General features: G+C 61.6%; 18 protein-coding genes. 4 read left to right on the top strand and 14 right to left on the bottom strand.

The annotated features are described in order from the left end of the window. Window positions 1-257: 257 nt before the first annotated feature. Window positions 258-2,768: a delta-60 repeat domain-containing protein gene (locus tag IPJ87_13825; protein MBK7942930.1), complete on the top strand. Its 2,511-nt coding sequence runs from the start codon at window positions 258-260 to the stop codon at window positions 2,766-2,768. Between the two features lie 222 nt (window positions 2,769-2,990). Here IPJ87_13825 and IPJ87_13820 read toward each other — a convergent pair whose 3' ends face one another. The 5 genes from IPJ87_13820 to IPJ87_13800 all read right to left on the bottom strand — a co-directional run bounded on the left by IPJ87_13820 (window position 2,991) and on the right by IPJ87_13800 (window position 11,209). After that, window positions 2,991-3,173 carry a hypothetical protein gene (locus IPJ87_13820; protein ID MBK7942929.1) on the bottom strand — a complete coding sequence of 61 codons (183 nt, stop codon included), beginning with the start codon at window positions 3,171-3,173 and terminating at the stop codon, window positions 2,991-2,993. A 41-nt stretch (window positions 3,174-3,214) separates the two neighbouring features. Next, window positions 3,215-5,137, bottom strand: a complete 1,923-nt coding sequence (locus IPJ87_13815; protein ID MBK7942928.1) for a T9SS type A sorting domain-containing protein — start codon at window positions 5,135-5,137, stop codon at window positions 3,215-3,217. A gap of 763 nt (window positions 5,138-5,900) precedes the next feature. Next, a complete protein-coding gene (locus IPJ87_13810) occupies window positions 5,901-8,093 on the bottom strand; it encodes a gliding motility-associated C-terminal domain-containing protein (protein ID MBK7942927.1) in 2,193 nt (730 codons plus the stop codon). Between the two features lie 325 nt (window positions 8,094-8,418). Next, entirely contained in the window at window positions 8,419-9,237 is an 819-nt protein-coding gene (locus IPJ87_13805; GenBank protein ID MBK7942926.1) for a response regulator transcription factor, read from the bottom strand. Between the two features lie 10 nt (window positions 9,238-9,247). Next, window positions 9,248-11,209: a tetratricopeptide repeat protein gene (locus tag IPJ87_13800; protein ID MBK7942925.1), complete on the bottom strand. Its 1,962-nt coding sequence runs from the start codon at window positions 11,207-11,209 to the stop codon at window positions 9,248-9,250. A 348-nt stretch (window positions 11,210-11,557) separates the two neighbouring features. On the opposite strand from IPJ87_13800, the gene IPJ87_13795 reads away from it, so the two are divergent. Next, window positions 11,558-11,782, top strand: coding sequence for a hypothetical protein (locus tag IPJ87_13795; GenBank protein MBK7942924.1), 225 nt, complete (start codon window positions 11,558-11,560; stop codon window positions 11,780-11,782). A 225-nt stretch (window positions 11,783-12,007) separates the two neighbouring features. On the opposite strand, the gene IPJ87_13790 is transcribed toward IPJ87_13795, so the two are convergent. Next, on the bottom strand, window positions 12,008-12,376 hold the full coding sequence (locus tag IPJ87_13790; GenBank protein ID MBK7942923.1) for a hypothetical protein: 369 nt from the start codon (window positions 12,374-12,376) through the stop codon (window positions 12,008-12,010). Here IPJ87_13790 and IPJ87_13785 point away from each other — a divergent pair. Further along, window positions 12,360-12,767, top strand: coding sequence for a hypothetical protein (locus IPJ87_13785; GenBank protein MBK7942922.1), 408 nt, complete (start codon window positions 12,360-12,362; stop codon window positions 12,765-12,767). The two genes, IPJ87_13790 and IPJ87_13785, sit on opposite strands and share 17 nt — an antisense overlap. Here the strand turns inward: IPJ87_13785 and IPJ87_13780 are convergent. Beyond that, entirely contained in the window at window positions 12,752-13,027 is a 276-nt protein-coding gene (locus IPJ87_13780; GenBank protein ID MBK7942921.1) for a hypothetical protein, read from the bottom strand. The genes IPJ87_13785 and IPJ87_13780 overlap by 16 nt on opposite strands. 324 nt (window positions 13,028-13,351) lie before the next feature. On the opposite strand from IPJ87_13780, the gene IPJ87_13775 reads away from it, so the two are divergent. Next, the gene (locus tag IPJ87_13775; GenBank protein MBK7942920.1) at window positions 13,352-13,969 is read left to right on the top strand and encodes a fibronectin type III domain-containing protein; all 618 of its coding nucleotides are present in this window, start codon (window positions 13,352-13,354) and stop codon (window positions 13,967-13,969) included. Between the two features lie 512 nt (window positions 13,970-14,481). Here the strand turns inward: IPJ87_13775 and IPJ87_13770 are convergent. From IPJ87_13770 to IPJ87_13740, 7 genes are all read right to left on the bottom strand, one after another. Beyond that, entirely contained in the window at window positions 14,482-14,781 is a 300-nt protein-coding gene (locus IPJ87_13770; protein MBK7942919.1) for a GIY-YIG nuclease family protein, read from the bottom strand. 401 nt (window positions 14,782-15,182) lie between these two features. Next, entirely contained in the window at window positions 15,183-16,634 is a 1,452-nt protein-coding gene (gene asnS / locus IPJ87_13765; protein ID MBK7942918.1) for an asparagine--tRNA ligase, read from the bottom strand. 88 nt (window positions 16,635-16,722) lie between these two features. Next, window positions 16,723-18,744, bottom strand: a complete 2,022-nt coding sequence (locus IPJ87_13760) for a tetratricopeptide repeat protein (GenBank protein ID MBK7942917.1) — start codon at window positions 18,742-18,744, stop codon at window positions 16,723-16,725. A 50-nt stretch (window positions 18,745-18,794) separates the two neighbouring features. Next, complete coding sequence (locus IPJ87_13755; protein ID MBK7942916.1) at window positions 18,795-20,483, bottom strand: tail fiber domain-containing protein; 1,689 nt, start codon at window positions 20,481-20,483, stop codon at window positions 18,795-18,797. 124 nt (window positions 20,484-20,607) lie between these two features. Then, on the bottom strand, window positions 20,608-22,539 hold the full coding sequence (locus IPJ87_13750; GenBank protein ID MBK7942915.1) for a tail fiber domain-containing protein: 1,932 nt from the start codon (window positions 22,537-22,539) through the stop codon (window positions 20,608-20,610). Next, a complete protein-coding gene (locus tag IPJ87_13745) occupies window positions 22,536-22,970 on the bottom strand; it encodes a T9SS type A sorting domain-containing protein (GenBank protein MBK7942914.1) in 435 nt (144 codons plus the stop codon). Before IPJ87_13745 ends, IPJ87_13750 begins: the two co-directional genes overlap by 4 nt. Before the next feature lie 32 nt (window positions 22,971-23,002). Next, the gene (locus IPJ87_13740) at window positions 23,003-24,553 is read right to left on the bottom strand and encodes a T9SS type A sorting domain-containing protein (protein ID MBK7942913.1); all 1,551 of its coding nucleotides are present in this window, start codon (window positions 24,551-24,553) and stop codon (window positions 23,003-23,005) included. Between the last annotated feature and the right edge of the window lie 22 nt (window positions 24,554-24,575).

The raw sequence follows: 24,575 nt of genomic DNA, 5'->3' as shown, positions 1-24,575 counted from the left end.
GGCATGGCTTGCGGTTCAACGGCCTACTGCAGGGCCCTGGAATGGGTAACTCGGCCTAACCCTTCGACAGGTTCAGGGTGATAGGCCGCTCAGCCTTCGCTCACCAGGTGAAACCCTGGCACCTCGGCCGGGTTTTGACGATCTAGCGTGTCCGAGCTGAACCAGGACCGGCCACCGGCCAAGGAGAATTCATGTTCGGCATGGCACCGTTGGTCGCGCTTTCGGTAATTCGGCATGTCGATCCATACCTTACCAGCATGTCACTGATCCGCACGATAGCCATTCTCGGCACCGTGCTCATTCGTATGCTGGCACCAGGGACAAGTGTAGCCCAGTCCGGCACCAACGACACGACGTTCAACCCTGCGGATATCGGCTTTGGTAATGGGGATGGTGCCGACGGTCGAGTGAAGACCATCAACCTGCAACCTGATGGAAGGATCATTGTCGGAGGCGAGTTCACTTCCTACAATGGAACGTTGCTGGGCCATATTGCCCGGCTTCATCCCGATGGCAGCTTGGACACCACGTTCAACCCTGGTTCCGGGGCGGACGACTTCGTGAACACCACGCTCATACAGCCCGACGGCAAGGTCATCATCGCTGGGGACTTCACATCGTTCAACGGAGTAGCGCGCAACTATATCGCCCGTCTCCATCCGGATGGCAGCCTGGATACCTCGTTCGATCCAGGAGCGGGAGCGGACGGTCCTATTCTAACTGCCGCCCTGCGACCCGATGGGAAGATCATCATCGGGGGGTGGTTCACCACGTACGAGGGTGTTGGACGCAACCGCATCGCGCGGCTCCAAGCGGATGGCAGTTTGGACGCGTCCTTTGACCCGGGATCGGGTGCGGGCAACAGTGTTGACGCCACCACCCTGCAACCCGATGGGAAGATCATTATTGGGGGTTACTTCACTTCGTACAACGGAACTGGGCGTAACCGTATAGCCCGGCTCAATGCCGACGGCACCTTGGATACGCTTTTCAACCCCGGTGCAGGGACGGACCATCCCGTGGAAGATGCCGCTGTGCAGCCCGACGGTAGGATCATCATTGTGGGATGGTTCACTTCCTACAACGGTGCGTCGCGAGGTCACGTTGCACGGCTCCATACCGATGGCAGTTTGGATACCAGCTTCAACCCCGGTACAGGGGCGGACGCCAGTGTTCTGACCACTGTACTGCAACCCGATGGCAGGATCATCATCGGTGGATACTTCTTTTCGTATGGCGGTGCGCCTCGCAAAGGCATTGCCCGGCTACAAGCCGATGGCAGTTTGGATATCTCCTTCGACCCCGGAACAGGGGCCACCTTGAGCACTGCGGTCCGGTCCTCCGCCTTGCGGTCTGATGGCAGGATCATCACTGGGGGAGACTTTACATTGTACAATGGCACAGGGCGTAATCGTATCGCACGACTCCAGGCGGATGGTGCCTTGGATGGCACATTCAATCCTGGAACAGGAGCGAACAACGACCTCTACACCACCGCTTTACAACCCGACGGCAGGATCGTGATCGGAGGGGCGTTCACCTCCTACAACGGCACTTGGCACAATTCCATCGCGCGCCTAGGCACCAATGGTGCTTTGGATAGCACCTTCCACCCTGGCACTGGTGCGAACTACGGGATCCACACAACCACACTGCAGCCGGATGGAAAGATCTTCATCGGGGGTGAATTCACTTTGTTCAACGGGTCCGCTTGCGGTCATATCGCCCGCCTGAACGCCGATGGCAGTTTGGATACGCTCTTCGATCCGGGTGGTGGTGCGCCCAGCAGCGTCTACACCTCGGCGCTGCAGCCCGACGGCGGGATCATCATCGGTGGAAGTTTCACTTCGTTCAACGGGTCCGCTCGCGGCCATATCGCCCGCCTGAACGCCGATGGCAGTTTGGACCATGCTTTCAACCCTGGGTCGGGTTCGAACTACGAGATCCACACTACCGCCTTGCAAACGGACGGGAAGGTCATTATTGGAGGGTCGTTCTTCATGTATAACGGTACGTGGCGCAGTCACATCGCACGGCTCAGCCCCAACGGGGCTTTGGATGCTTCATTCGATCCGGGAACAGGCGCGCATGGCACTGTCCTCATTGCCGCCTTGCAGCAGGACGGTAAGATCATCATAGGGGGTTGGTTCGATCAATACGATGGCATGCCGCGCAACCACATCGCCCGGCTCAATGCCGATGGCAGTTTGGATACCACCTTTGATCCAGGAACGGGTGCGGACCTTGTTGTCCGGACAGTCGTCCTGCAGCCCGATGGAAGGATCCTTATTGGAGGTGACTTCACCACTTACGATGGCACATCGCGGAACCGCATCGCCCGACTGGAGCCGGACGGAAGTTTGGATACCACGTATGACCCGGGCTCAGGGGCTAGCGGTCCTGTGCACACCATCACTCTGCAGCCAGATAGTAAGGTCATCATCGGGGGAGGGTTCACTCAATACAACGGTTTTGGACGCAACCGCATCGCCCGCGTGAATGGTGATACGCTGATCGCAAGCCTGCCGCACACCGGCACCAGTCCACAAACCATATTCCCGAACCCCACTGAGGGGCCGATCCGCTTCACCGGTGTGCCACCCGCTGCACGTACCATGCGGGTGATCGATCTGCGCGGGGCCGTCGTACTGACCATGCCTGCCGCCATGGAGCTTGATCTGACCCCGCTTGCGGCAGGGGTGTACAATGTGCAGGTAATGGATATGCATGGCGGCATTCTTTTCCGCACAACGGTGATCAGGGAGTGATCAGAGTGAAGGCCTGCGCCTTGGCGCTCTTAGCGTCTTTGCGGTGAACCCCCTCAGAACTCCGCGCTCTTCGATGTCCGGAGGAAGGGGATCATCCGCCGTACGGCGGATCCCGAATACCAGCGACGAAGAGCACGAAGCGCCCTACGCCCGGACCGAAGTTCGCGAGCGGCACGGCGCTGGGACGGTTCGCCACAGGGAACGCCCAAGTGCCCGTTCGGTTCAGTGCGCGCTGCTCAGGTGGCCGGTGATGCGCAGCATCAGGGCCCGCGGGGTGAAGCGCGGCGTGCTGGCGATCACCTGGTTGCGCAGGCCCACCACCACCGTGCCTTCGCCCGCGAGCAGGGCCTCCAGCTCATACTCGGGGCCGTGTTTCGCGCCGATGTGGTCGTAGGAACCGCTCATCGCGCGGTCACGATCCCGCTCCGAGCACACGGGAGACGGGGCTACTGGACAATGAACCGGTGGGAGCCGAGCAGGCTGCTGGTCGTGCGGGCCACGAGTACATACATTCCCGGTGTCAGGTCGGCACTGTCGAAGGTGATCCGGTTCCGGCCGGTGCGGGGTATGCCTTGGTAGATGGACTTCACGATGGTGCCGTCCGGAGCCATCAGGTCCACCACCAACTGCTCGTTCGAGTCGTAGACGAGATCGAGGTTCACCAGGCCGTGGGCGGGGTTCGGGAACAGCGCTCCTTCCGCAAAGGGTGTGCTGGCCACAGGTTCATCCACTCCTGTCACCGTGCCCAGGCCTACCTGTGCGATACGCGCGCGATACACATGGCCGCTCACGGCATAGGCGCCTGCGATCCAGACCCTGGGTTCGTCCCCCACGATGTGCTCCCGGCACATGCCGATGTAGTCCCCCCAGCGCTGTGTGTTGTCCGTGGTGTAGTCGATGTAGGTGGTCCCTGAACGAACGCCGATCGAACCCGACCAGGTCATGTTCTCGTCGCAGTTGACCACCGAGATCGAGGGGTACTTGTTGGTATTGTTGCTGATCAGGAAGCCGATGATGGCGTTGGTGTTCGCGCCACCATGGTCCGCGTTGTTGTACGGGATCACCGTGGGATACGCCAGGTAATTGTCCGCAGAGGAGTTGAACGTGCTGCTCTGCGCGGTCCAGCCGGAGGTGGCCACGCGTACATAGCGGATCTTGGCCACCGAAGCGGAATTCTCCGTGCTGAGCACCATGTGCAGATAGCCGCTCAGGTAGTATGCTCCCCGTACGGCGCATGATCCGATGTCCAGGCGTTTGGCCGTTCCGGGCATGTGCGCATCCGCCGGCACCGAGTACGCGGAGGTGCCCACGGTCCAGCTGTTCATCACCGGATCGTTGCCGATCTTCTCGGTTATCCTGAAGATGCGGACGCTGCTGCCTCCGCCTGATGCGGAGAGCACGAAGTACTGCCCTTTGCTCATGCGGCCTGACCAGCCGTTAGGGGCGGCGGTGAGGTGGTAGGTCGAAAAGGGACTGTTCGAGATCCCCGTCCAGATCACCCAGTTCATGGGGCTGCCTGCATACCCGTCCGAGTGGTCCATCTGGAAGACCACGTTCTCCACGAAGCCGCTGTTGCGCACATCCACCGAAACGAACACTTCATCTTCGGATATTCCCAGGGTGGGGTAGTCGAACCACTTCCCTGTACCGATGTAGTTGGCCACGCTGGCCGCGGTGATGTCGTAGATGTACCAGGGTTGCACGGGGTCGATCGAAGGGGAGAACATGACCTTGAGCTTCGACGTTGCGGGCGTGTTCCCATGCAGGGCGACCATTACGAACCTATTGTCCACGGCATCATAGAACACTCTCGGGTCGAAACAGGGCTCTCCTGCGAACTGCGTCCAGTCGTAGGAGGCCAGCAGTGTGCCATCATATCGATGGATCATCACTCCGCCATTGCTCGCGGCCACGATGACATCCTGGTCCGAAATGGCCAGGCTGTTGTCCATGGGCCATGAGTAGGATTGCGTATTGGAATCGAAGCTGTAGCCGAGGTCGGGTGTATCGGCCTTCACCCCGCCGAAGCCTCCGCTCCGGTGGTCCGTCGCCCCTGCATCCGCGGTCAGGGCGTTCTTCACCTGCTTGATGGAATCCAGCACGGGGTCCTTGGGATTGATGCCACCCAGGAACTGAAGGGAGTAGTTGCCACCGTTCGCAGGGGCCGGAGCGGCCGGAAGGACGACACACGCCGGAGGGGTTTGGTGGACGGGCGATACGACCGCCGCGTTCGCTACCTCGATCGTGGCCTGGGGGCTCGGTGCGTGGATCTCGTATCGTGCGTCGTCCTCGTATTGCGCGCTCACCAGCTGTGGGGTGTAAGCGATGGCAAGAAGCGGGATCAAGGTGCGGGAGGAGTTGTAGCGCATGGTTCAGTGGTGTTGATCGAAGGGTGTATTCCACGGCTCGTCGTCGGGTTATCATCCAGTGACATTCCCTTTGGGGAACAGCGGCGGCGGTTCGCGTGAGCCAGCCGCAGAATGGTCGGAGGTATCCGATGTGCAGCAGCTCCGGATGGAACTGGTCGATGCGCTTGGGTCGCGCCCCCCTGCGATGACCTCACGACGTCCTTCAGTGTTGGGCACGATGGCCGGGATCCGTATCTCAAGGCTATCCACCATCCTTCAGCTTAGAGTTGACGCTTGAGCAACTGGCGCGGTCGGCCGAGCAACTGGCGCGGACAGCGAGCAAGTGGCGGCGGCTCGGGTGCTGGACCACGAACGAGCGAGTGCCTATCCGGTTCAGCGACCTCACCCCGCGCTCGGTTTTTACCAGGGACGGATAGATCTCATGCGATCAAGCCCCCTCCTGAGCAGCGATCGCTCGCTCGGCACAAGGAGGGGACCGGGGAGGTTTCGACCCTTCGGGAACTGGCGTGCCTGAGGGGCCACCTCCCCCAGCCCCTCCTTGCCCGGCGCGTGGTGCGTTCCACGCGCAGGAGGGGATTTCATTCCGGCAGTGCCCGGCCCGCGACGACGGGTTGGAACTGACCGGACCGTGGCCCTCACCCCTCCGGATCGCCTTCGCGAGGCGGCCCGCAAGGCCGCTATGGCGATCTCCCTTCGAGGGACGGGATCTCCTGAGCATGCGACCGCAGCGGATCCGTTCTATGGAAGGCGAGTCCATTGCCCATCACCGCAGCAACGTGACCAGCCCGTTCATCTCGGTGGCTCCGGCCGTGTGGTCGCTGTGGTACACCATGCGCCATGCATAAGGCCCTGTCGGCAACTCGCCACCCGCGTTCATGTGCCTGCCGTTCCAACCCACCAAGGCATCGTTGGTCGAGAAGAGCACGCTTCCCCATCGATCGAAAATGTCGAGCTGGAACCTCTCCGGATCCAGGCCTTCCGCGACGGCCATGAACACATCGTTTAGCCCGTCGCCATCCGGCGTGAAGGAGTTCGGGACAAAGACCTGCGTCACGCCATCGATCACCACCGGATGCATCACGCTCGCCGAGCAACCGTAGGCATTGGTAACGGTAAGGGTGACCGGATAGATCCCCGGCGCGGCATCCGGGAAGGTGAACTCCGGATGCTGCTCTTGGCTCCACCCCAAGCTATCCCCATTCCCGAAGGACCAATACCAGGCAAGCCATGGCGTGGTGGCCACGGTTCGATCCTCGAACAGGATCCGCGGCCAGAGCACATCGGTGGGCTGTGGCCCGAACGCGAACGCCGGTTCGGGGAGCGGCCTGACACATACCAGATCCTCGAAGGTGGAATCAGCGGCGCAGTTCTGTGGAGAGATCACCATCAGGTTCACATCGAAACAGCTGACCAGATCGTAGAAATGGGACAGCATGTGCAACTCGTTCACCGCCAGCGTGCCATCCCCGAGATCCCACAGCGCGGTGCTGCCTACCATGTCCGGTGGTGTCGCGTTCGTGAACACCAGCTCACCAGGTCCACAGCGCATCGTATCCTGGACCGTGACCAGCACGTCGGGCAGCGGATGCACGACGACATGCACAGAGTCGGTGATCCAACAGCCGAGCATATCCGAGACCGTAAGCGCAAAGTATGTGCTCACTGTGGGTTGAACATTGATCGGACCTGCGATGGTCGGGCCATGGTTCCAGGCATACGTGATGCTCCCCGTGCCGCCATTGCCCAGGGCCGAGAGCACAGCCGTGCCCTCTTCGCAGATGGCGGTATCGGGCGACAAGCTCACCGCGATCGCATCGTTCACGATGATCGTCAACGTGATGGTCGATGCACTGGGGACAGGGCACCCATCATCCGTTGAGGCGATGATGAAGGTGTACGTACCGGTCATCCCGGGGAGCGGGGACCAATGGATGGCCGCCACGGCCGGATTGGTTCCCGCCTGCGTGAAGGTCGATCCCGGCAAGACCTGGGCCACGTTCGAGGTCAGAGTGAGCGCATCGCTCGCGTCCGGATCGCTGAACGGTATGCTCAGGTCCAGCAGGTCCCCATGGCACACCGCAAGGGAGGCACCCCCTTGGGCGATGGCCGGCCCGAGGTCCATGTCCGCGGCGACCGGCAGCGAGGGCACTTGGTTGCTGCATGCCACCACGATGAACTCGAAGTCCCGCACCGTGACCCCGACCACCTGCCCGATCGCATTGTATTCGCTCACCTGAATGGCCACAACAAAGCTCCCGGTGCTCGCCGGCGTGAAGCTGATCTGGCCGGTGACGGCATCCAGGGTCATGCCTGTGATCGGCACGCCTGAGGTCGCAGGTGGCAGGTAGGGAACCGGGGTGGATGCACCTTGCTCTGCCGCGACGAAAGCGAACGCGAGCGAGTCTCCGTCCGCATCGAACGCGCCCATGTTGTAATGCACCGGCTGCCCGGCGCATACATAGGGTGCGGGATCGGCAGAGAACCCCACACTCGTATTGCACACCGTGTTCGCTTGATGGATCTCCGACTCCACGTGCAAGCTGAGCGTGCCGGGGTTCTGCAGGTTCGTGATCGCATTGTTCCGGCAGCAAGCTTCCCAACTGAGCGTCCACATGCTGCATGTTCCAGGCAATTGGACCGTTCCGGTGAAGACATACTCCTCTGTTCCGGGAAACTGCCCCCCATTGCACGCATTGTTCCCTAGCGCGCAGGGCGGGGTCACCTGTTGAAAGGAGGTCTGGTTCAAGGGAACACTCATCGTACCGCACGCGCTCTGCGCGTTCACGGTTTGCAGTGCGCCCACCGTCGCCCCGGCGCAGTCCCGATAGAGGTGCAGAGTGATCGCATACAGGCCGCCACCCAGGCACTGGTGCCCGATATCGCCGCCGAGGAAATGGGTGGCACGTAAGGCACTGGTGGCACAGATCAAGGAGACCACGAACAGGGCACGGGCCATCGGTGCACACGACGCGGTCTTTGCGAACCGCACCACCTGTATACCCGGAGTAGCCTTCAGCCTGGGTTTGATCACCCTGTCCCGGACAATGTTCAACCAGGGGAACAAGTTGCAGAGAACCTCCTGCGGCAGGCTGGGGATCTTGCGTACGAGTTGGAGCTGCTGGTCTTTCATGGCGTTGCTTGTTTCGGTTCCTCGGACCTTGTGGCCCGGGACGAAACGACACCATGAGCAGGGCTTTCCAGGCCCGGAAACAGCAACTCGCAGGTTCGGCCGCGCAACTCGCAGCCGCACTTGGGTCCAGAGGTGGCCCACTGCCCGGATCCTACCTGGACGAGGGCGGCAGCGGGAACCAGCGATCCAGCATCGCCACCACATCCGGCTTCATCGTCCGGCTCACCGGGATGGGTTTCCCTTCCTTCCGCACCGTCACCACCACATAGCCCGGCTCACCGCGCACATAGCGCTGCACGTAGTTGAAGTTCACCAGGTGCGAATCGTGGATGCGCAGGAAGTGGTCCTCCGGCGTGAGCAGGCTCTCCAGCTGGCCCAGTGTCCGCGTCACCACCACCTCTTCCCTGCCCTCCAGTTCCACCAAGGTGTTCTGCCCGCGCGCAACGGGCTGCGCATGGATGATCCGTGCCTTCTTCACCAGCTCCAGGGAAACCCCGCCTCCCTTCAGTACCACGGGCAGCGAGATCCCATCGTGGGGCTGAAGATTGGCATGCAATGAGGGGTGGTCGGGCCGTGCTGCATCATCCACTTCCTTGTCCAGGCGTGCCAGCACCTCAGCCAGCTGGTCGGCATCGAAGGGCTTCACGAGATAGTCGAACGCGCTGAACCGGATCGCCCGCACGGCATACCCTTCAAAACCTGTCGTGAAGATCACTGTTGGTCGCAGCGGCTCGATCTCCTTCAGAAGGTCGAATCCGCTTTCCACCACTTTGCCTTTCACCTTCTTCAACTCCACATCAAGGAAGAGCACGTCAGGCCGTGTTTCACGCACCTGGCGGATCCCCTGCGCCAGGGAACCGGCTTCACCAACGATGGTGATGTCCGGATGACCCTCCGTTAGGTAGTGCTTCAACAGAACTCGCGCTGCCGCATTGTCATCCACGATGACCGCACTGCGTCTCCTGTTCATGGTGTTCTGTTCAGTTCATGGTCGCGAACCCCTGTCCTTGCGCAGCGAGCGCCAGCAGGCGCATGGGGAGCACCAGTTCCACGCACGTTCCACGCTGCACAGGGAGATAGCGGAAATCAGCCCGCTCCCCCTCCTTCACGACCAGCAGCTTCAGCCGGTCGGCCGTGATGGACGTGCCATGCGCGCCGCCGCTCTCGCCGCCGTCCACGTCCGTGAGCTCCGTCGGCATGCCGGCGCCATCGTCCGTGATCGTCCAGACCAGATGCTTGTCCCGCTCGGTGATCGCAACCTCCAGGTGGCCGGTCGGCCCATCCGGTGGAAAGGCATGGCGAATGGCGTTCTCCACGAAGGGCTGCGCCAGAAATGGCGGCACGTTCAGCCGCGCACCCTCCAGCTCCGCCGCCACGCGGAACTCGCAGGTGAACCGGCCACCCGCCCCCATCTCCTCCAACTCTGCGTACTTCTTCAAGGTGTCCATATCGTTCTGTAAGCCCACCCATTCGTTGCGCGAGTTGTTCAGGACCGTGCGCATCAGCTCGGCGAATTTCACCAGGTACTTCGATGCGGCCACCCGGTCGTTGCCCACCACGAAGGCGTTGATGGACTGTAACGCATTGGTGATGAAGTGCGGGTCCAGTTGGGTACGCAACAGATTGTTCTTCATGATGGCGGCGTCGCGATCGAACCGTGCCCGGCGGTGCCGCCGATCCAAGTAATAGACCAGGAAGGTGCCCACTAGAATGAAGCTCCCTCCGCTAATGACCCAGGTCATGTTCTGCCGCTGACGTTTTATCGCCTCCTCCTTCACCGCGACGGTTCGCATGTGTGCGAGACTGTCTGTGAGCAGTCGCAAGCGGTACTGATGCTCTGTCTCACTTCGCACCAGGGCATTCTGGTTCTTTTGGTCCAGTATGCTGTCCCTCAAAGCAACATAGGCTCGATGCTCGGTGAGGGCTTCTTTCCAGCTTCCATTTCGTTCGTGAGCTTCTTGCATCACTTGATGGGCGTTGCGCTGGTCGGTAACAGAACCGGCCCCATCAGCGAGTTCTAAAGCCAACTTGGCGCTCTCCAACGCCCTGTGTATGTCACCCATCTCCAGATAGGTCCAAGAAAGGTTCGTCAGTGCGCTCGATCTCAGCTGTATGTCGCCGATCTCGCCGAGCAATGCCTCAGATCGTCTAAGGTCCGAAGCCGCTTGTTCCAGCCGGCCAGCCTTACGCGCGAGCTCCGCCAAATTGTTGAGTGAAAGTGCGATGCCGGTCGTCCAACTCAAAGAATCGAAAATTGCGTATGACCGCCGGAAAAGAGGTTCGGCAAGGCTCCCGTATCCAAGCTGCATATGAGCTTTGCCTAGATTGCCAAGTACGCCCGCCACGGACCTAAGGTCCCCTGCCCTCTGGAACATTGGCAATACCCGTTCCGAGGCGGCGATCACCGCTTGGGCATTCCCCTGATCGCTTTGTACCATACTGATGTTCAGAAGCGCGTTCGCGATGAGCGCGTCAATGTGCAGCAACTCCGCGATCCTCAAGGCTTCGAAGTACCGCTCGATGGCGCTCTCATATTCTCCGTTCAACTGCAGAGCGACGCCGAGATTTGAAAGGACGGCGGATATTCCTGTGCTGTCGGTGAGTGAGCGATATAGGCGCAGGCTGTGCTCGCCGAGCTCAATGGCGGTAGCATAGTTGCCAAGGTCCTTGCTTACCGAGCACATATTGTTGAGCGAACTCGCTACCCCCTTGAAGTCACGCAGCTCGTTGCGCAGCCGCGCCGCCTCGGCAAAGTAGCCTAAGGCCAGAACACCCCTTGATCCCTGTGTGAAGGCCGACCCCATCGTGTTCATCACCGTTGCTCTCCAGCTCAGGTTCGTGCAGGTCTTGGAGAAGGTCAGCAGGTCTTGGGCAAGGGCGATAGCACTGTCTGGTTGCCCATCCATATGGTTCTCCCAGATTAGGTCATCCAAGGCCTTCATCCGAAGGGTATCTGCAAGGGCCTTGTTCTCCCATGCAGACTGGAGGCTATCCTTTCTCGTCGCTGATTGTGCCGTGCACCTCAAACCCATGCACGATAGGAGAAGGGCTACAACCACACCGATCAATGCCGGACCGTGTGAATGGACTTGCACCCGGGTTGAAGCGACGATGCCCTCGTGAACATGTTTCACAGAATGGCCTTGTCGGGAAACCATACAATGGAGGTTGGTGAGTGAAATTAGGCGGACGGCAGCATTGGCGGCATTTCAGAACCGATCCGGCTTGGTAACTCTCTGTTCCTGTGTACAATATGTCATCGTCAGTTGCATGCGGCGATCGATCATTGGATGCATCGCGCTCAACTTTGTGCCGGAGGCCGGCGAATTGGTTTGGCGCATCACAACCAGAAAACCGCCGCGTTCCTCTTCCTGCTCATCGTCCTACCGGTCCAGAACGCTTTCGCGAACACCACGCCCTCCGGCACCCACCGCCTCGCCGACCGGGAACGCGAGTTCGTGCTGCGTTCCACCCTGCCCCGGCCCGCATTCGCTAAAGCATCGGGGATCCGATGAGTCCGCTTTGGCCACCACGAGCCCCACCGGCGTCCACCACCACGAGCTCGCGCACCGGGTGCGCACCCCGGCTGGAGCGAAAAAGGCCGCGGAGCGGAAAGGCCTGTGGGTCTGCAGGCCAGCCGGTGGTCAGGCCGGCCGGAGGCGGCGGGCGGGGGGGTGGGTGCTGGGGGGTTTGGGTTCAGGTCCTTGGTCCTTGGCTCTTGGTCCTGCCCCTGGCCCGCCTCACTGCACCCGCAGATCCTTCAACTCCTTCAACTCGATCACCGGCCGCCCTTCGTGTTCCTTCACCCAACCCCGGATGCGCAGGGGCTTGCCCTGGTAGCGCCCCAGGATCTTCCCTTCGGTGCCCATGTGTACATCCTCCCAGATCACCACCGAGAAGCGGTGCTCCGGGTAGCGGCCGCCGAAGTTGAAATAGACCGGCGCGCCCTTCACCCCCTTCGGCGCGGTCACCTGGTCGGGGGTGCCGCAGAACACGACCACCTCGCCGATCAGGTCCCGGATGTTGTCCAGTGTGGCCGTGCACGGTTCGGGCTGGGCGAAGAGGGAGGGACCCAGGGTGAAGGCGAGGAAAATGAAGAGGGCGCGCACGGCACAGGCGGTGCGGGGTGCAGTGGGCGCGGCGCATGCGGCGGGCCCAGCCCTGGGCGGCGGCCAGCAGCTGGTGGGCGTGGAAGGGCTGGCGGGCGCGAAGGCGGGCGGCCTCGGCCTGGGCGCGCTGCACATGCTGGCGCAGCAGGGCCTCCACCTCGCGGCGCAGATGGCGGGGTGCCAGCAGGCGGGCGGGGCAGGGCTGCCCCAGGGCCAGCAGCTGGCCGCGTTGGAACAGCAGCACCTGGGCGCCCTCGCGCAGCACGGCGGGGCAGGGCAGCTCCAGGCCAAGGGCGGCGGGCAGGGGCATGGCGGTGCTTTTCGCGGTGAACGGAGCGGCGTGGGGCAGGTGAGGGGTGCGGCCCCGGCAGTTCTTCACCGCCGCCGGTGAACTACCGGTCGGTCCCGCCAGGCGCGCATGCGCGCGGCGGAAGTGAACATCCGCGTGGCGCCGATGCCCATCCGCGCGGCGGAGTGGCGCATGCCCGCGGATCGGACGCGCACCGATGCGGCCGGGATGCCCGCTTCAGCGGCGCGGATGCCCATCCGGATCGTTCGGTCGCGCATCCGCGCCGCTGAGGTGCGCACTTCCCTGAACAGGATGCGCAACCCTGCGGCGTGGATGCGCAGGCAAGCGGCGGAGGTGCGCATGCGGGGGGCATGGATGCCCATCCGCGCGGCGGAAGTGCTCATCCGCGCGACGAACGCGTGCACTTTTCCGGCGGGGATGCGCAGCGTTTCCGGTCGGCCATGGCCGCCAAGTGTTAAATCGAGCGGGGCCGGTGCTTGCGGGAAAGGCAGGCGGGGCGAGGGCTGCAACGGGGCAGATGGGGTTATCAACAGCGGACCGCAACACCTTGGGCCGGCCCCCGGGGTACAAGGGCCCGGTCAGTGACACCCGGCCTGCGGGCCGCCGCCGAGACCAGCGTCAACCAAAGGACCCGGAACCCCAGGACAACCAGAACGCAAGCAACGATGAAACTCATCAAAGCCGGATTGACGCGCTTGAAGCCCGCCCAGGTGGTGGCCAAGAGCGAATACGTGGAAACGGAGATGACGGGGAACGCGAATTTCCCGACACCGACGCCCACGCTGGTGGAAGTGACCGCTGCGCGCACGCAACTGGTATCCGCACTGGCGGCTGCCGAGAGCGGTGCGCATGCGGACATCGCCAAGAAGAACGAAGCGGTGCGCACCCTGCGCGACCTGCTCACCAAGCTGGCCCGATACGTGAACAGCGCAGCGGGCGGCGACGTGGACAAGGCCGTGAGCAGTGGGTTCGAGCTGGCCAAGCGCCCGGAGCCGATCGACAAGCTGGAAGCTCCCCAGGAGCTGAACGCCCGCATGAGCTCCTACGAAGGCCGACTGGACCTGCGCTGGCAGCGGGTGCGTGGCGCGCGCATGTACCAGGTGTACATGTGCAGCGGCGACCCCGCCGTGCTGGCCAATTGGCAGGTGGTGGGCGTGAGCAGCAAGACGCGGCACACCGTGTCCGACCTGGCCGCCAACACGTTCTTCAACTTTCGGGTGACGGCGCTGGGCCGTGTGGGCGAAGGCCCCGCCAGCGAGGTGGTGACGGCCAAGGCGGCCTGATCCCGCACCCATCCTTCCTCTTCTGCATGCAGCCCCGGGCCTGTCCCGGGGTTGTTTGCTTGGTGGAAGCGCGGTGCATGGACCTGCGCTCGCGGTGCAGGCGAGCCTGGCGTTCCCGGCCCCTCCTTGCCCGGCGCGTGGAGCGTTCCACGCGCAGGAGGGGCGTTCATCCGGCAGAGCCCGGCTCGGGACGACGGGTTGGAAATGATCGGTACGTGACCCTCACCCCTCCGCACCGTCATCGCGAGGCGGCCCGCCAGGCCGCCGTGGCGATCTCCCCTAGCCGGACGCGATCCACCGCTGCGATGGGAGATCGCTTCGCCGGCAGGGCCCGGCTCGCGATGACGGTTCGGAAATGACCGGTACTTGACCCTCACCCCTCCGCACCGTCATCGCGAGGCGGCCCGCAAGGCCGCCATGGCGTGCTCCCCTAGCCGGACGAGATTCACCACGGCGATGGGAGATCGCTTCGCCGGCAGGGCCCGGCTCGCGAGGACGGGTGGGGGTCGTGTTCAGTCCTCCCCGATCGTCCCGACCAGATCCACCCACTCCGGATTCACCCGTTCGATCAACGCGATTTTCCGCGCCCGTGACCCCGCCTTCAATTGCTTCTCCCGATCGATCGCCGCAGTGATGTCATCGAAACCTTCCGTGTATACCAACCGGAACAGCCCGTACCGCGCGGTGAAGCTCCTGGGGTCGACCTTTTCCCTGTGCTCAATGATCCGGGCCGAAAGGTGGGCGGTCACGCCCACGTAAAGCACACCGTAAGGCCGGTTGGTGAGGATGTAGACCCAGCCGCCGCGTTCCATTCCACCAAGCTAGGACATCGGTGCTGGAGATCCACCACAGCGAGGGGAGATCGCTTCAGCCGCTGCGCGGACCTCGCGATGACGGTTTGGAAATGACACGTACTTGCACCTCACCCCTCCGCACCGTCATCGCGAGGCGGCCCGCAAGGCCGCCGTGGCGATCTCCCCTAGCCGGACGAGATCCACCACGGCGATGGGAGATCGCTTCGCCGGCAGGGCCCGGCTCGCGAGGTCGGGTTGGAGATGATCGGTACGTGAACCACCCCCCTCTGTACCGTCATCGCGAGGCGGCCCGCAAGGGCGCCGTGGCGATCTCCCCTAGCCGGACGAGATCCACCGATGCGATGGGAGATCGCTTCGCCGGCAGGGCCCGGCCCGCGATGACGGGTTGGAAATGACCGCTAGAATTCAGCTGACTTCGGCGTCCGTGGGAACGGGATCACATCCCGGATATTCCCCATGCCCGTCACGAAGAGCACGAAGCGCTCCAGGCCCAGCCCGAAGCCCGCGTGCGGCACCGTGCCGAAGCGGCGCGTGTCCAGGTACCACCAGAGTTCTTCGGCCGGTACGTTCATCTCCTTCATGCGCGCCTCCAGCACATCCAGTCGTTCCTCGCGCTGGCTGCCACCGATGATCTCGCCGATGCCGGGGAAGAGCACGTCCATGGCGGCCACGGTGGTGCCTTTGTCGCAGTAGCCGAAATCGCCGGGGCTGTTGGTGCGCATATAGAAAGCCTTGATCTTGCCGGGATAGCCTGTGACGATCACCGGCTTCTTGAAGTGCTTCTCCACCAGGTAGCGCTCGTGCTCGCTCTGGAGGTCGATGCCCCATTCCACGGGGAACTGGAACTGCCCTTTCTGGTGCGGCTTGCTGCGCAGCAGGATCTCGATCGCGTCGGTGTAGGTGATCCGCTCGAAGGGGTTGTCGAGCACGAACTTCAGGCGGTCGATCAGGCCCATCTCAGCGCGCTGTTCCTTCGGCTTCGTGGCCTCCTCTTCCTTCAGGCGCGCATCCAGGAACTGCAGGTCGTCCATGCTGTTCTTCAGCACACGGGCGATGAGGTGCTTGCACAGGCCTTCAGCCAGGTCCATGTCGCCCTTCAGGTCCATGAAGGCCGCCTCGGGCTCGATCATCCAGAACTCGGCCAGGTGGCGCGCCGTATTGCTGTTCTCCGCGCGGAACGTGGGCCCGAAGGTGTAGACCTTGCCCAGGGCCAGCGCGGCGAGCTCCGCCTGCAACTGACCGCTCACGGTAAGGCGCGCTTCGCGGCCGAAGAAGTCCTCGCGGAAGTCCACGCTGCCGTTCTCGTGACGCGGGGGACTGTTGGCGTCCAGCGTGCTCACGCGGAACATCTCGCCAGCGCCCTCCGCATCGCTCGCGGTGATGATCGGCGCGTGGAAGTAGTTGTACCCCTGCTGGTCGAAGTACTCGTGTATGCCGAAGCTCACCTGGTGCCGGATGCGGAACACCGCGCTGTACGTGTTGGTGCGGAAGCGCAGGTGGGCCTGTTCGCGCAGGAACTCCAGGCTGTGCTTCTTCGGTTGGATCGGGTACTTCTCCGCATCGCTGTCACCGAGCACCTCCACGCTCGTCACCTGCATCTCCACGCGCTGACCGCTGCCCTTGCTCTCCACGATCAACCCGGTGCACCGCACCGCGGCGCTGGTGGTGAAGCGTGCACGGGTGGCCGCATCCACCTGCTCCTGGTCGATCACGCACTGCAGGTTGCGGATGGTGCTGCCGTCGTTGAGCGCGATGAAGCGGTCGTTGCGGAAGGTGCGTACCCAGCCGGCCACGGTGAGCGTGGTGCCGGTGAGGGACTCGCTGTCAAGTACGTCTTCTATGGAGGTCATGCCTATCGGATGCTCAGAAGATCAGATGATCAGACAATGCGCTGCTGACGATCGGCTTCCGAACCACGGCAAAGATGGCAAGCAGGGCTCAACCCCGCTTTTCCACGAAGTACATCTCCATTTCGCCCTTGCCCTTGGCCTGCACCTTGCCGCGCGGCTGGAACTGGAACAGCCCCCCGGCGGAGGCCCCCTGGTCGCGGACCAGCGCATACGTGGCCGCGCTAATATTGACTCTTCCCACTTCGCCCGAGGACTCCATCCTGCTCGCCGTGTTCACCGTGTCGCCCCAGATATCGTACTGGAACTTCTTCACGCCCACGATCCCCGCGACCACCGGCCCGGTATGGACGCCGATGCGTACCTCGAAGAAAGGCCGGCCTGCCGCTATCTTCCGCGCTTTGCCCTCGGCGATGAAATCGCGCATCTCCAATGCAGCATGGATCACATCCAGCGCATGGGTGTCGTTGGCCACGGGCAGTCCGCCTGCCGCCATGTATGCATCACCGATGGTCTTGATCTTCTCGATGCCGTACTTCGTCGTGATCCTGTCGAACGCACTGAAGCACTCGTTCAGGTCGCGCACCAGTTCGCGCGGCGTGAGGTTCTCACTGAGCGAAGTGAAGCCTTTGAAATCAGTGAAGAGCACGGTGACCTGATCGATCTGCACGGCTTGCGCTTCGCCTTTGGCCTTCAGCTCTTCGGCGACCTCCTCCGGCAGGATGTTCAAGAGGAGCTCCTCGCTGCGCGCTTTCTCCTTGCTGATCCGGTTGCGCTGCAGGAAGAAGACCGCAGCGAACAGGGCGACCAAGGCGAAACCGCCCACGAAGCCGTTCCGGATCACCTTCTGTTTCTGGATCTCCTTGACCTGGAGCGCCGTTTCCGAAGCATGTTGCAGGCTATCGGTGAGCGCTTGGCGTTCGTAGTTCCGGCGAAGGTCGAAGCCGATCACAGCGCGCTCGTTCTCCTCGTTCACCAAGCTGTCGCGCAGTTGGGTGAACAACAGTTGGGTTTCGAGGGCTTGCTCGAAACGCCCTTGTTTCCGGTACACCTTTGCAAGCAGTTCGGCGGCATCCCGCATGGGAATGATGATGCCTTCGCGCCGGGCCAAGGCCAGGGCTTCTTCACCTCGTTCCGCAGCTTCCTGCACGCGCCCCAGCTCGAACAGGGCAGCACCCGCGTTCATGAGCAATTGGCTTCGCACCCAAGGATCCTGGCTTACTTCCGTACGTCGCAGGCCCTCCTGGAATGCGGCCAATGCCCGTTCGTGCTGGCCCGCCTTGCCGTACAACTCACCGATGTTGATCTGGGCTGAAGCCATGTTGCGCTCGTCACCGCTTCGTTCGGCCAGCTCAAATGCTTCGCGGAGGCTGGCCAACGCGCGCGTGGTATCGTTCAGTTCACTGTGCACCCCGCCGATGTTCAGCAACGCGATCACCAGGTTGTTCATCTCGTTCAACCGACTGAGGATGTTGCGCGACATTTCGAAGTGGAGAAGTGCCTTGTCGAACTCCTTCTGTTTGGCATATACGGTACCGAGGTTGCCTTCCACATTAGCGGTAGCGGCACTGTCGCCAAAGGCTTCCGCATGCTTCAACGCCAGGCGATACGCATCCAGCGCACGATGCAGGTCTCCGCGCTCCTGATGGACACTACCCATGCTATTGTGCGTGTTGGCCATGCCCACGGTGTCGTGCAGTTCCTCCTGCACGCTCAGCGCATGCCGCAGCACGACCAACGCGGAATCATACAGGCTTCCGCGCATGAGGAAAGCCCCCGTGTTGCCCAAGGTGGATGCGAGCGCCTGCCGATCGTTCAAGGCCTCGTAGATCGGTATGGTCCTACTGCTGTACTCCGCGGCTTTCAAGGGTTGGCCACGCACGTACCAGGTGATGCCTTGCAGGTCCAAAGCCTTGGCCGCCCAGACCTCCAGGCCTGGCGCAACGGCTTCCCGATACATTGCCTCGGCCAACTGGAACGCGGTATCCGGACGTGTGTAGAGGAAGTTGTCCCAGATCCAGTTGTACTGGTCGTTGAAGTAAGCACTGTCAGTGCCGCTCGCGCGATCAGGCGGGGGAGGGATGTCCACTGGTTGGCCCACTGCGATCAGCATGGATAAGATGAGCACTGCGGTCGTGCTCCAGCGTGCGTTGATAGGAGGCATCACTTCGTGATCCTGCGTTCGATGGCGTTCAAGCGCTTCATCAGTTGCTGAATGAGCACACGTTGCTCTTCAATGACCCGGTTCTGTTCCTGCACGGCCTTCACCAAAGGCACCACGAACTCCGCATAACGCAGACCGAGCATGCGATCGCTATTGGTCACCTTGTCCACCCCACTGAAATCATAGCCCACGGCCTTAGCGGCCGAATCCACTTCCTGGGCGATGAATCCCGTGTATCGTATCAGCGCTTTCTCTTTCCGCGCCGCGAGGATCTCCGGTACCTGTTCGCGCAGCAGGCGGTTGCCCAGTGGGTCCGCCGTGAAGTCCTCACCGAGGTCAGCGACGATCTTCTCCACATCCACGCTGTAGGTGACCGGTCGCAGCCGGAGGATGAAATCAAGCCCACTGACGTCCTCGCGTACGTTGCGCTTGTAACGCGCATCGCTGGGCAGGGTGGTCCAGCCCGCATATCCACCGATGCTGGTGATCGCGGTATTTCCCAGGCGCACGCGATTGCTGCCATCCAGGGTGGTGCTGTACCCCAGCGCGGTCGCGTTGGTGTAGCCTGCGGCGTTCTGTACGATGCCAGCACCGATCAGCGTGCCCGTGCCCAGGCCCAAGAGGCCCGCCTGGTAGCCGACGCACGTGTTGTAGTTCTGGTTCGTGAGCCCGATCGCGGCCTGGTAACCCACCGCGGTGTTGTAGTCGGCCGTTACCGTGGAGTTGATCCCCATGGCTTGGAACCCGATCGCTGTGTTGTTCACGCCCACCGTGTTGTTCCAAAGGGCGAAGGCCCCGATGGCTGTGTTATCGCCTCCGGAGGTGTTGTCCTCGAGCGCTTCGGCGCCCACCGCCACGTTATAGATGCCTGTGGTGTTCGCGTAGAGTGCGGTGGCGCCCATGGCCGTGTTGCCCGCTGCGGTGTTCGTATAGAGCGCACTGCTTCCTACTGCGGTGTTCTGTGATCCAAGCACATTCACCCGTAGCGCGTCGCTGCCTACAGCGGTGTTGTCGGTGCCGATCCCATTGAAAAGCAACGCTTCCGAGCCGACGGCGGTGTTGTCACTGGACACCGTCACGTTCAGCGCACGAAAACCAACGGCCGTGTTGTTGCTCGTGCTGAGATTGGTGTTCAAGGCCTGGCTGCCCAGAGCCGTGTTCTGGCCCCCGGTGGCGTTGGTGGCGAGCGCCTGGTTGCCCACGGCGGTGTTGTTGTTGGCCGTGGTATTTCCTGCCAGGGCGTTCTTCCCAAGGGCCGTATTGCCGGTGCCGGTATTCACCATCAAGGCCCGATGGCCCCATGAGGTGGCGGTGCCACCCGGAGAAAGGAAGCCTGCGCGCTCATCGTTCACCCGCACCTCGAAGGGCACATTGTCCGTGGTGCCGAGGAAGTTGGTGCCGAGCACCATGCCTGCATTGCCCGTGGTGCCCCAGCCCGTAGCGGTGCCGAGCAATGGTGTCCATGCCGCGCTGTTGTAGTACCAAAAGGAGTTCGTGGAAGTATCGTACACGACGAGACCCGTAGCGGGAGCAGCAATGGCGATCCGTTCAGCCGTGGTCACGCGCGGTATCAAAAGCCCTCTCTTGGTGCCAACGATCGCTCCGGCATCGATGTCAAGCAAAGCCGATGGATGAGGCGAAGCCCCGTTCACATTGATGCCGATGTTCTGGGCGTCGGCATGGAGCAAGGCTAACAAGAACCCGAGCAGGAACGTCCCTCGCAAATACCGGCAGAACGGACAGGAAGAGCATGACAACATGATACCCCCAAAGCAACCGTGTGGTATGCTGGGCTTCAATAACCCGTTCGGGTTAGCGCCCTTCCAGCACTGCGATGCGTTTTTCCAGCCGTTCGATGATGGCTTGCTGTTCCTGCACGGCCTTTACCAAGGGCACCACGAATTCCGCATAGCGCAGGCTGTAGAGGTCATTGGCGTTCTTCGGCTTGTCCACCCCGCTGAAGTCGAAGCCCGCCGACTTTGCTGCCGCCTCCACCTCTTGGGCCAGGAAACCCGTGTAGCGGATGCGCTCCTGCTCGTCGCGGCCCTGTTGGTCTTCCGGGCTGGTGGAGTACACGATGGCACCGCTGCTGTCGCGGCGCATGTCCTCTTTCAAGTGGGCGGACAGTTGATGCGCGGCCAAGTTGTAGGTGACCGGTCGCAGCTTCAGGATGAAGTCAAGACCACGTACATCCTCGGCGATGTTCTTCTTATAGCGTGAGTCGGAATAGGTGCTGAAACCGACCTGGCCCTTGATGCTTTGAATACTCGTGTTGCCGACGTGCACGGTGTTGCTCGCAGTGGGTCGAGCATTGTAACCCAGGCCCATAGCATTCTCATATGCGTCCGCCAAAGCGTAGGCCCTGTAACCCAGGTACGTGGAATAACTTCCGCTATAGGTGAAATCACCAGCGTTCGCGCCGACGGCTGTACAGTATCCGAAATTGTACTCCGACAGTGCTTTGTAACCTACCGCAGTATTGAATCCGACCGAAGCCGATGTATAAAGTGCATTCTGCCCAATGGCCACGTTTTGGCTAGAGCCGCCATCAGCGAAGGCGAAAGCTCCGATGGAAACGTTCTGGTCGGATGAAGAAGAAGCACTGGCAGCGGCGTATCCGATCGTGACATTGTACTCTCCGGTGGTATTGTCGTTCAGTGCATTCTCTCCGATGGCTATGTTGCGGAACCCGGTGGTGTTCGCTTCCAAGCTGTTGCTTCCGACGGCTACGTTCTGGTTGCCAGTTGTGTTGTAGACCATTGTCGAGTCCCCTAGGACCGTGTTATGTGATCCAGTGGTATTGTTGGTGAGTGCAACGTTCCCCACAGCGGTATTCGAGGAGCCAAGGGTGTTGGACTCAAGTGCGAAGGAGCCGATGGCGGTGTTCCTGTCCCCCGATGTGTTCTGCCTGAGAGCCCGGTAACCTAATGCGGAGTTGTCTTGGCCGAATACAGTGTTGCGCAATGTTTCGACACCGAACGCGCTACCACGTGAACCGCCATAATTCGCGATAGAGGATTGATAGCCGAAGGATACTGTGGAGCTTCCCAAATATCCAGCGCGCGTATTGTAGAATTTGAAGACGACCGCGCTATTGTCGGTGGTCCCGATGAAATTCGTGTCGGGGTCCGTGCCTGCATTCCCGTAAAGTCCCCACGCGTTCAACGCACCATCCGCACCGGCAGCTCCTTGTGGTCCAATAGGCCCTGCCGGCCCTTGAGGACCTGTTGCGCCTGCAGCTCCGGTGGGGCCAGCGATGCCTTGCGGTCCTTGGGCACCTGTTGGCCCAACTGGTCCTGTTGCGCCCTGCGCGCCTTGTGGTCCCTGTGGTCCAGCAGGACCGACCGGGCCGGGCGTATTGCTGGTCTCGGCGAAGAGTGCGTAAGGCACGCTAAGCAGTTCGGTCGTGCTGATGGTGACACCGTTCACACGCGTACGCGCGAACCAAGGTCCGTTGCTCCAGTCCACGGCAGCCCAAGAGCCGTTCACCGGTGTGCCTTGCCCGAAGGCTAGGTTCACCAAGCCGAAACTGTTTGTAGTGGCCGTGTGTTCCTCGCTGTAGATCACCGGTCCGTTGATGGCCCCTTGGATGAGCGACAGTTCGATGGCTGTTGGGGTGTTGGCTTGCACCACACCGCTACCATCGCGCACGATGGCCTGGTAGCTGAAGCTCTGCGGTGATTGCGCGACCAGGACCGTGCAGGTCAACAGCGCACACATCAAGGAGGAAAGTCGCTTGATCATGGGGTCACGATGAAGGAAAGCGTGTGCAGTTCATTGTTGTTCCGGTCCACCACCCGAAGTCGGTAGGTTCCGCTAGCAAGGTGATCAACGGACCATGTATTGGTCGGCCCGGTGATGGACCAGGTGCCAACGTGTTGGCCAACCGCGTCCAGCACCACCGCGTGATGCACTTCAGATGATGTGGTGGTGAAATGCAACAGCCTGCGCGTAGGGTTGGGAAAGAGCTGCCAGTCGGCATTGGCGCTTACAGGCACGACCGCAGTGCTGAATTCGCCAGGAGGTTGATGGAAGCCTTGTGTGGCGATCGTGCTTGCACTGGTCCCTGTAGCGATGAGTGACTCGCCAAGGGTCCAGGCCACCTCAATGTTTGCGCCAGTGCCTGCACCTCCTGCGGAGATCAGCACATGCTGGGCCGATGCCCCGCTGGCCATGATCAGGCCAAGAGCGATCAGAGCAGGGCTTCTCATTGTTTCACAATGCGCAGTGTGGTCCACGACCCGGGTTCGTTCGTTCGCATTCCGTACACACCCGGTATCAGACCGGAGAGGTCCAGTTCCACTTGGTCTTTGCCGATCACGCGTCCAGACCAGTTCCGCACCAGATGTCCTTGCGCGTCCATCAGTGATAGGGTTGCGACCTTTGGTGCTCCATGAGCGAACGTGAGCACCGTCCGATCGGCCACCGGATTCGGGAACACCGTGGCCTGACTACCGGGATCGCCATCGGTGATGCTGGATGAATTGTCGTTGAGGTATTTTAGGAGTACGATGCGCGTAAGGCCGGCCACTTCGGCGTTTCCGATCCCGATGATGGAACTGTCGTTGGTGAACTCCAGATCGTAGCAGGTTTCCTCCTCACCGTCCTCATCGTAGTTCGTGGTGGCGAACAGTGGGTCAAAGCTCAAGTCCGCGTTGTGCCGTTCCACATTCCAATCGCGAGAGGTCGCTCCATCGGCCACATCTCCTCCGCTGATGATCGCGCCGTTGTTCTGCACAAGCAGGCAGTTCCAAGCATCTGTGCCAACCGTGTTGTCCTCGTATATGTTCGTGATCGCATTACCATTACCATCGAACGTGTGGATGATACGTGCTTGAGTTGTTCCGGTCGTCTGCTTTACGCCAGCCACCACCAAGCCCCCGTCGGGTGTCAACGCCACTGCGCGCGCGATCAGGTCTGAGCCGATCTCCGATATCCATGAGTGCCCATTGGCATTCCCGAAATTGGACGGTGCGTTCCCGTTCGCATCAAGGTGGCCCAGCAAAAGCGACTGATGGGTCTCGCCAGTGAGCGTAGCATACCCGCAGAAATAAATGTCACCGCCAGGACCCAGTACGGCACCTCGCACTTGCTCCTTCGTAGCGTCCGCGAGAAACACCAGAATGGAGCCATCGCCGCCGAACGTGGGATCCATCCCGCCATTGTCCAGGTAGCGCTCCACAACGATCTCGGTGGACTCAGGATCAGGACCCGTGTGCCCACAAAGGATCAGCTTTCCATCCGGCTGAACCATAACCTCGTAAGCCGTCTCGGCATCCGGCGTGTTATGAATGTCGCGAACCAGCAGGCCGGTTCCATTGAAACTGGCATCCAACGTCCCATCCGCGAGGAAGCGCGCCACGAACATGTCGCCGTTGGTCTCGGCCGCATCGTAGAATAATTTGCCCCCGACCACCAGGCGGCCTTGTGCGTCGAGCACTGCGGAGCGGATGAACTCGCCGCCAGCGGCCAGGTCGTGCTCCACCAGCCCATTGGTCCCGAAGGTCTCATCAGGTGAACCATCGGCGTTGAACCGCAGGAGAACACTGTTGAAATGTGTGCCATTGTTGCTCCAACCAGCTACAAGGATCCTATCGTCCGGAAGTACGACCGCCGTTCTGGACTGGTCATTGAACCCGAAGCCGAGGCTTGGCACCAGTACTTTGCCGTTGTTCCCAAAGGTGGGATCCAGGGAGCCGGATTGTGCGAAGGTGCCGAGGGCGAGAAGGGAAAGAAGCGAAAGGGTAGTGTGTCGCATGGTGCTGTCGATTGTTTTGACC

The organism is Flavobacteriales bacterium, assembly GCA_016713875.1.
GTDB lineage: Bacteria > Bacteroidota > Bacteroidia > Flavobacteriales_F > PHOS-HE28 > PHOS-HE28.
The sequence above is the reverse complement of the archived record's forward strand: the minus strand, read 5'-3'. Positions and strand labels throughout refer to the sequence as shown.

Bases quoted from the DNA above. Each gene is read 5' to 3' on its own strand.
- IPJ87_13760 (MBK7942917.1), bottom strand. From the start codon at position 18,744: ATGCTGATCGCAGTGGGCCAACCAGTGGACATCCCTCCCCCGCCTGAT.
- IPJ87_13800 (MBK7942925.1), bottom strand. From the start codon at position 11,209: ATGAAGGCCTTGGATGACCTAATCTGGGAGAACCATATGGATGGGCAA.
- IPJ87_13795 (MBK7942924.1), top strand. From the start codon at position 11,558: ATGCATCGCGCTCAACTTTGTGCCGGAGGCCGGCGAATTGGTTTGGCG.
- IPJ87_13745 (MBK7942914.1), bottom strand. From the start codon at position 22,970: ATGGCCAGCGGGGCATCGGCCCAGCATGTGCTGATCTCCGCAGGAGGT.
- IPJ87_13740 (MBK7942913.1), bottom strand. From the start codon at position 24,553: ATGCGACACACTACCCTTTCGCTTCTTTCCCTTCTCGCCCTCGGCACC.
- IPJ87_13785 (MBK7942922.1), top strand. From the start codon at position 12,360: ATGAAGAGGGCGCGCACGGCACAGGCGGTGCGGGGTGCAGTGGGCGCG.
- IPJ87_13825 (MBK7942930.1), top strand. From the start codon at position 258: ATGTCACTGATCCGCACGATAGCCATTCTCGGCACCGTGCTCATTCGT.
- asnS (MBK7942918.1), bottom strand. From the start codon at position 16,634: ATGACCTCCATAGAAGACGTACTTGACAGCGAGTCCCTCACCGGCACC.
- IPJ87_13780 (MBK7942921.1), bottom strand. From the start codon at position 13,027: ATGCGCACCTCCGCCGCTTGCCTGCGCATCCACGCCGCAGGGTTGCGC.
- IPJ87_13810 (MBK7942927.1), bottom strand. From the start codon at position 8,093: ATGGCCCGTGCCCTGTTCGTGGTCTCCTTGATCTGTGCCACCAGTGCC.
- IPJ87_13770 (MBK7942919.1), bottom strand. From the start codon at position 14,781: ATGGAACGCGGCGGCTGGGTCTACATCCTCACCAACCGGCCTTACGGT.
- IPJ87_13775 (MBK7942920.1), top strand. From the start codon at position 13,352: ATGAAACTCATCAAAGCCGGATTGACGCGCTTGAAGCCCGCCCAGGTG.
- IPJ87_13820 (MBK7942929.1), bottom strand. From the start codon at position 3,173: ATGAGCGGTTCCTACGACCACATCGGCGCGAAACACGGCCCCGAGTAT.
- IPJ87_13805 (MBK7942926.1), bottom strand. From the start codon at position 9,237: ATGAACAGGAGACGCAGTGCGGTCATCGTGGATGACAATGCGGCAGCG.
- IPJ87_13815 (MBK7942928.1), bottom strand. From the start codon at position 5,137: ATGCGCTACAACTCCTCCCGCACCTTGATCCCGCTTCTTGCCATCGCT.
- IPJ87_13750 (MBK7942915.1), bottom strand. From the start codon at position 22,539: ATGATCAAGCGACTTTCCTCCTTGATGTGTGCGCTGTTGACCTGCACG.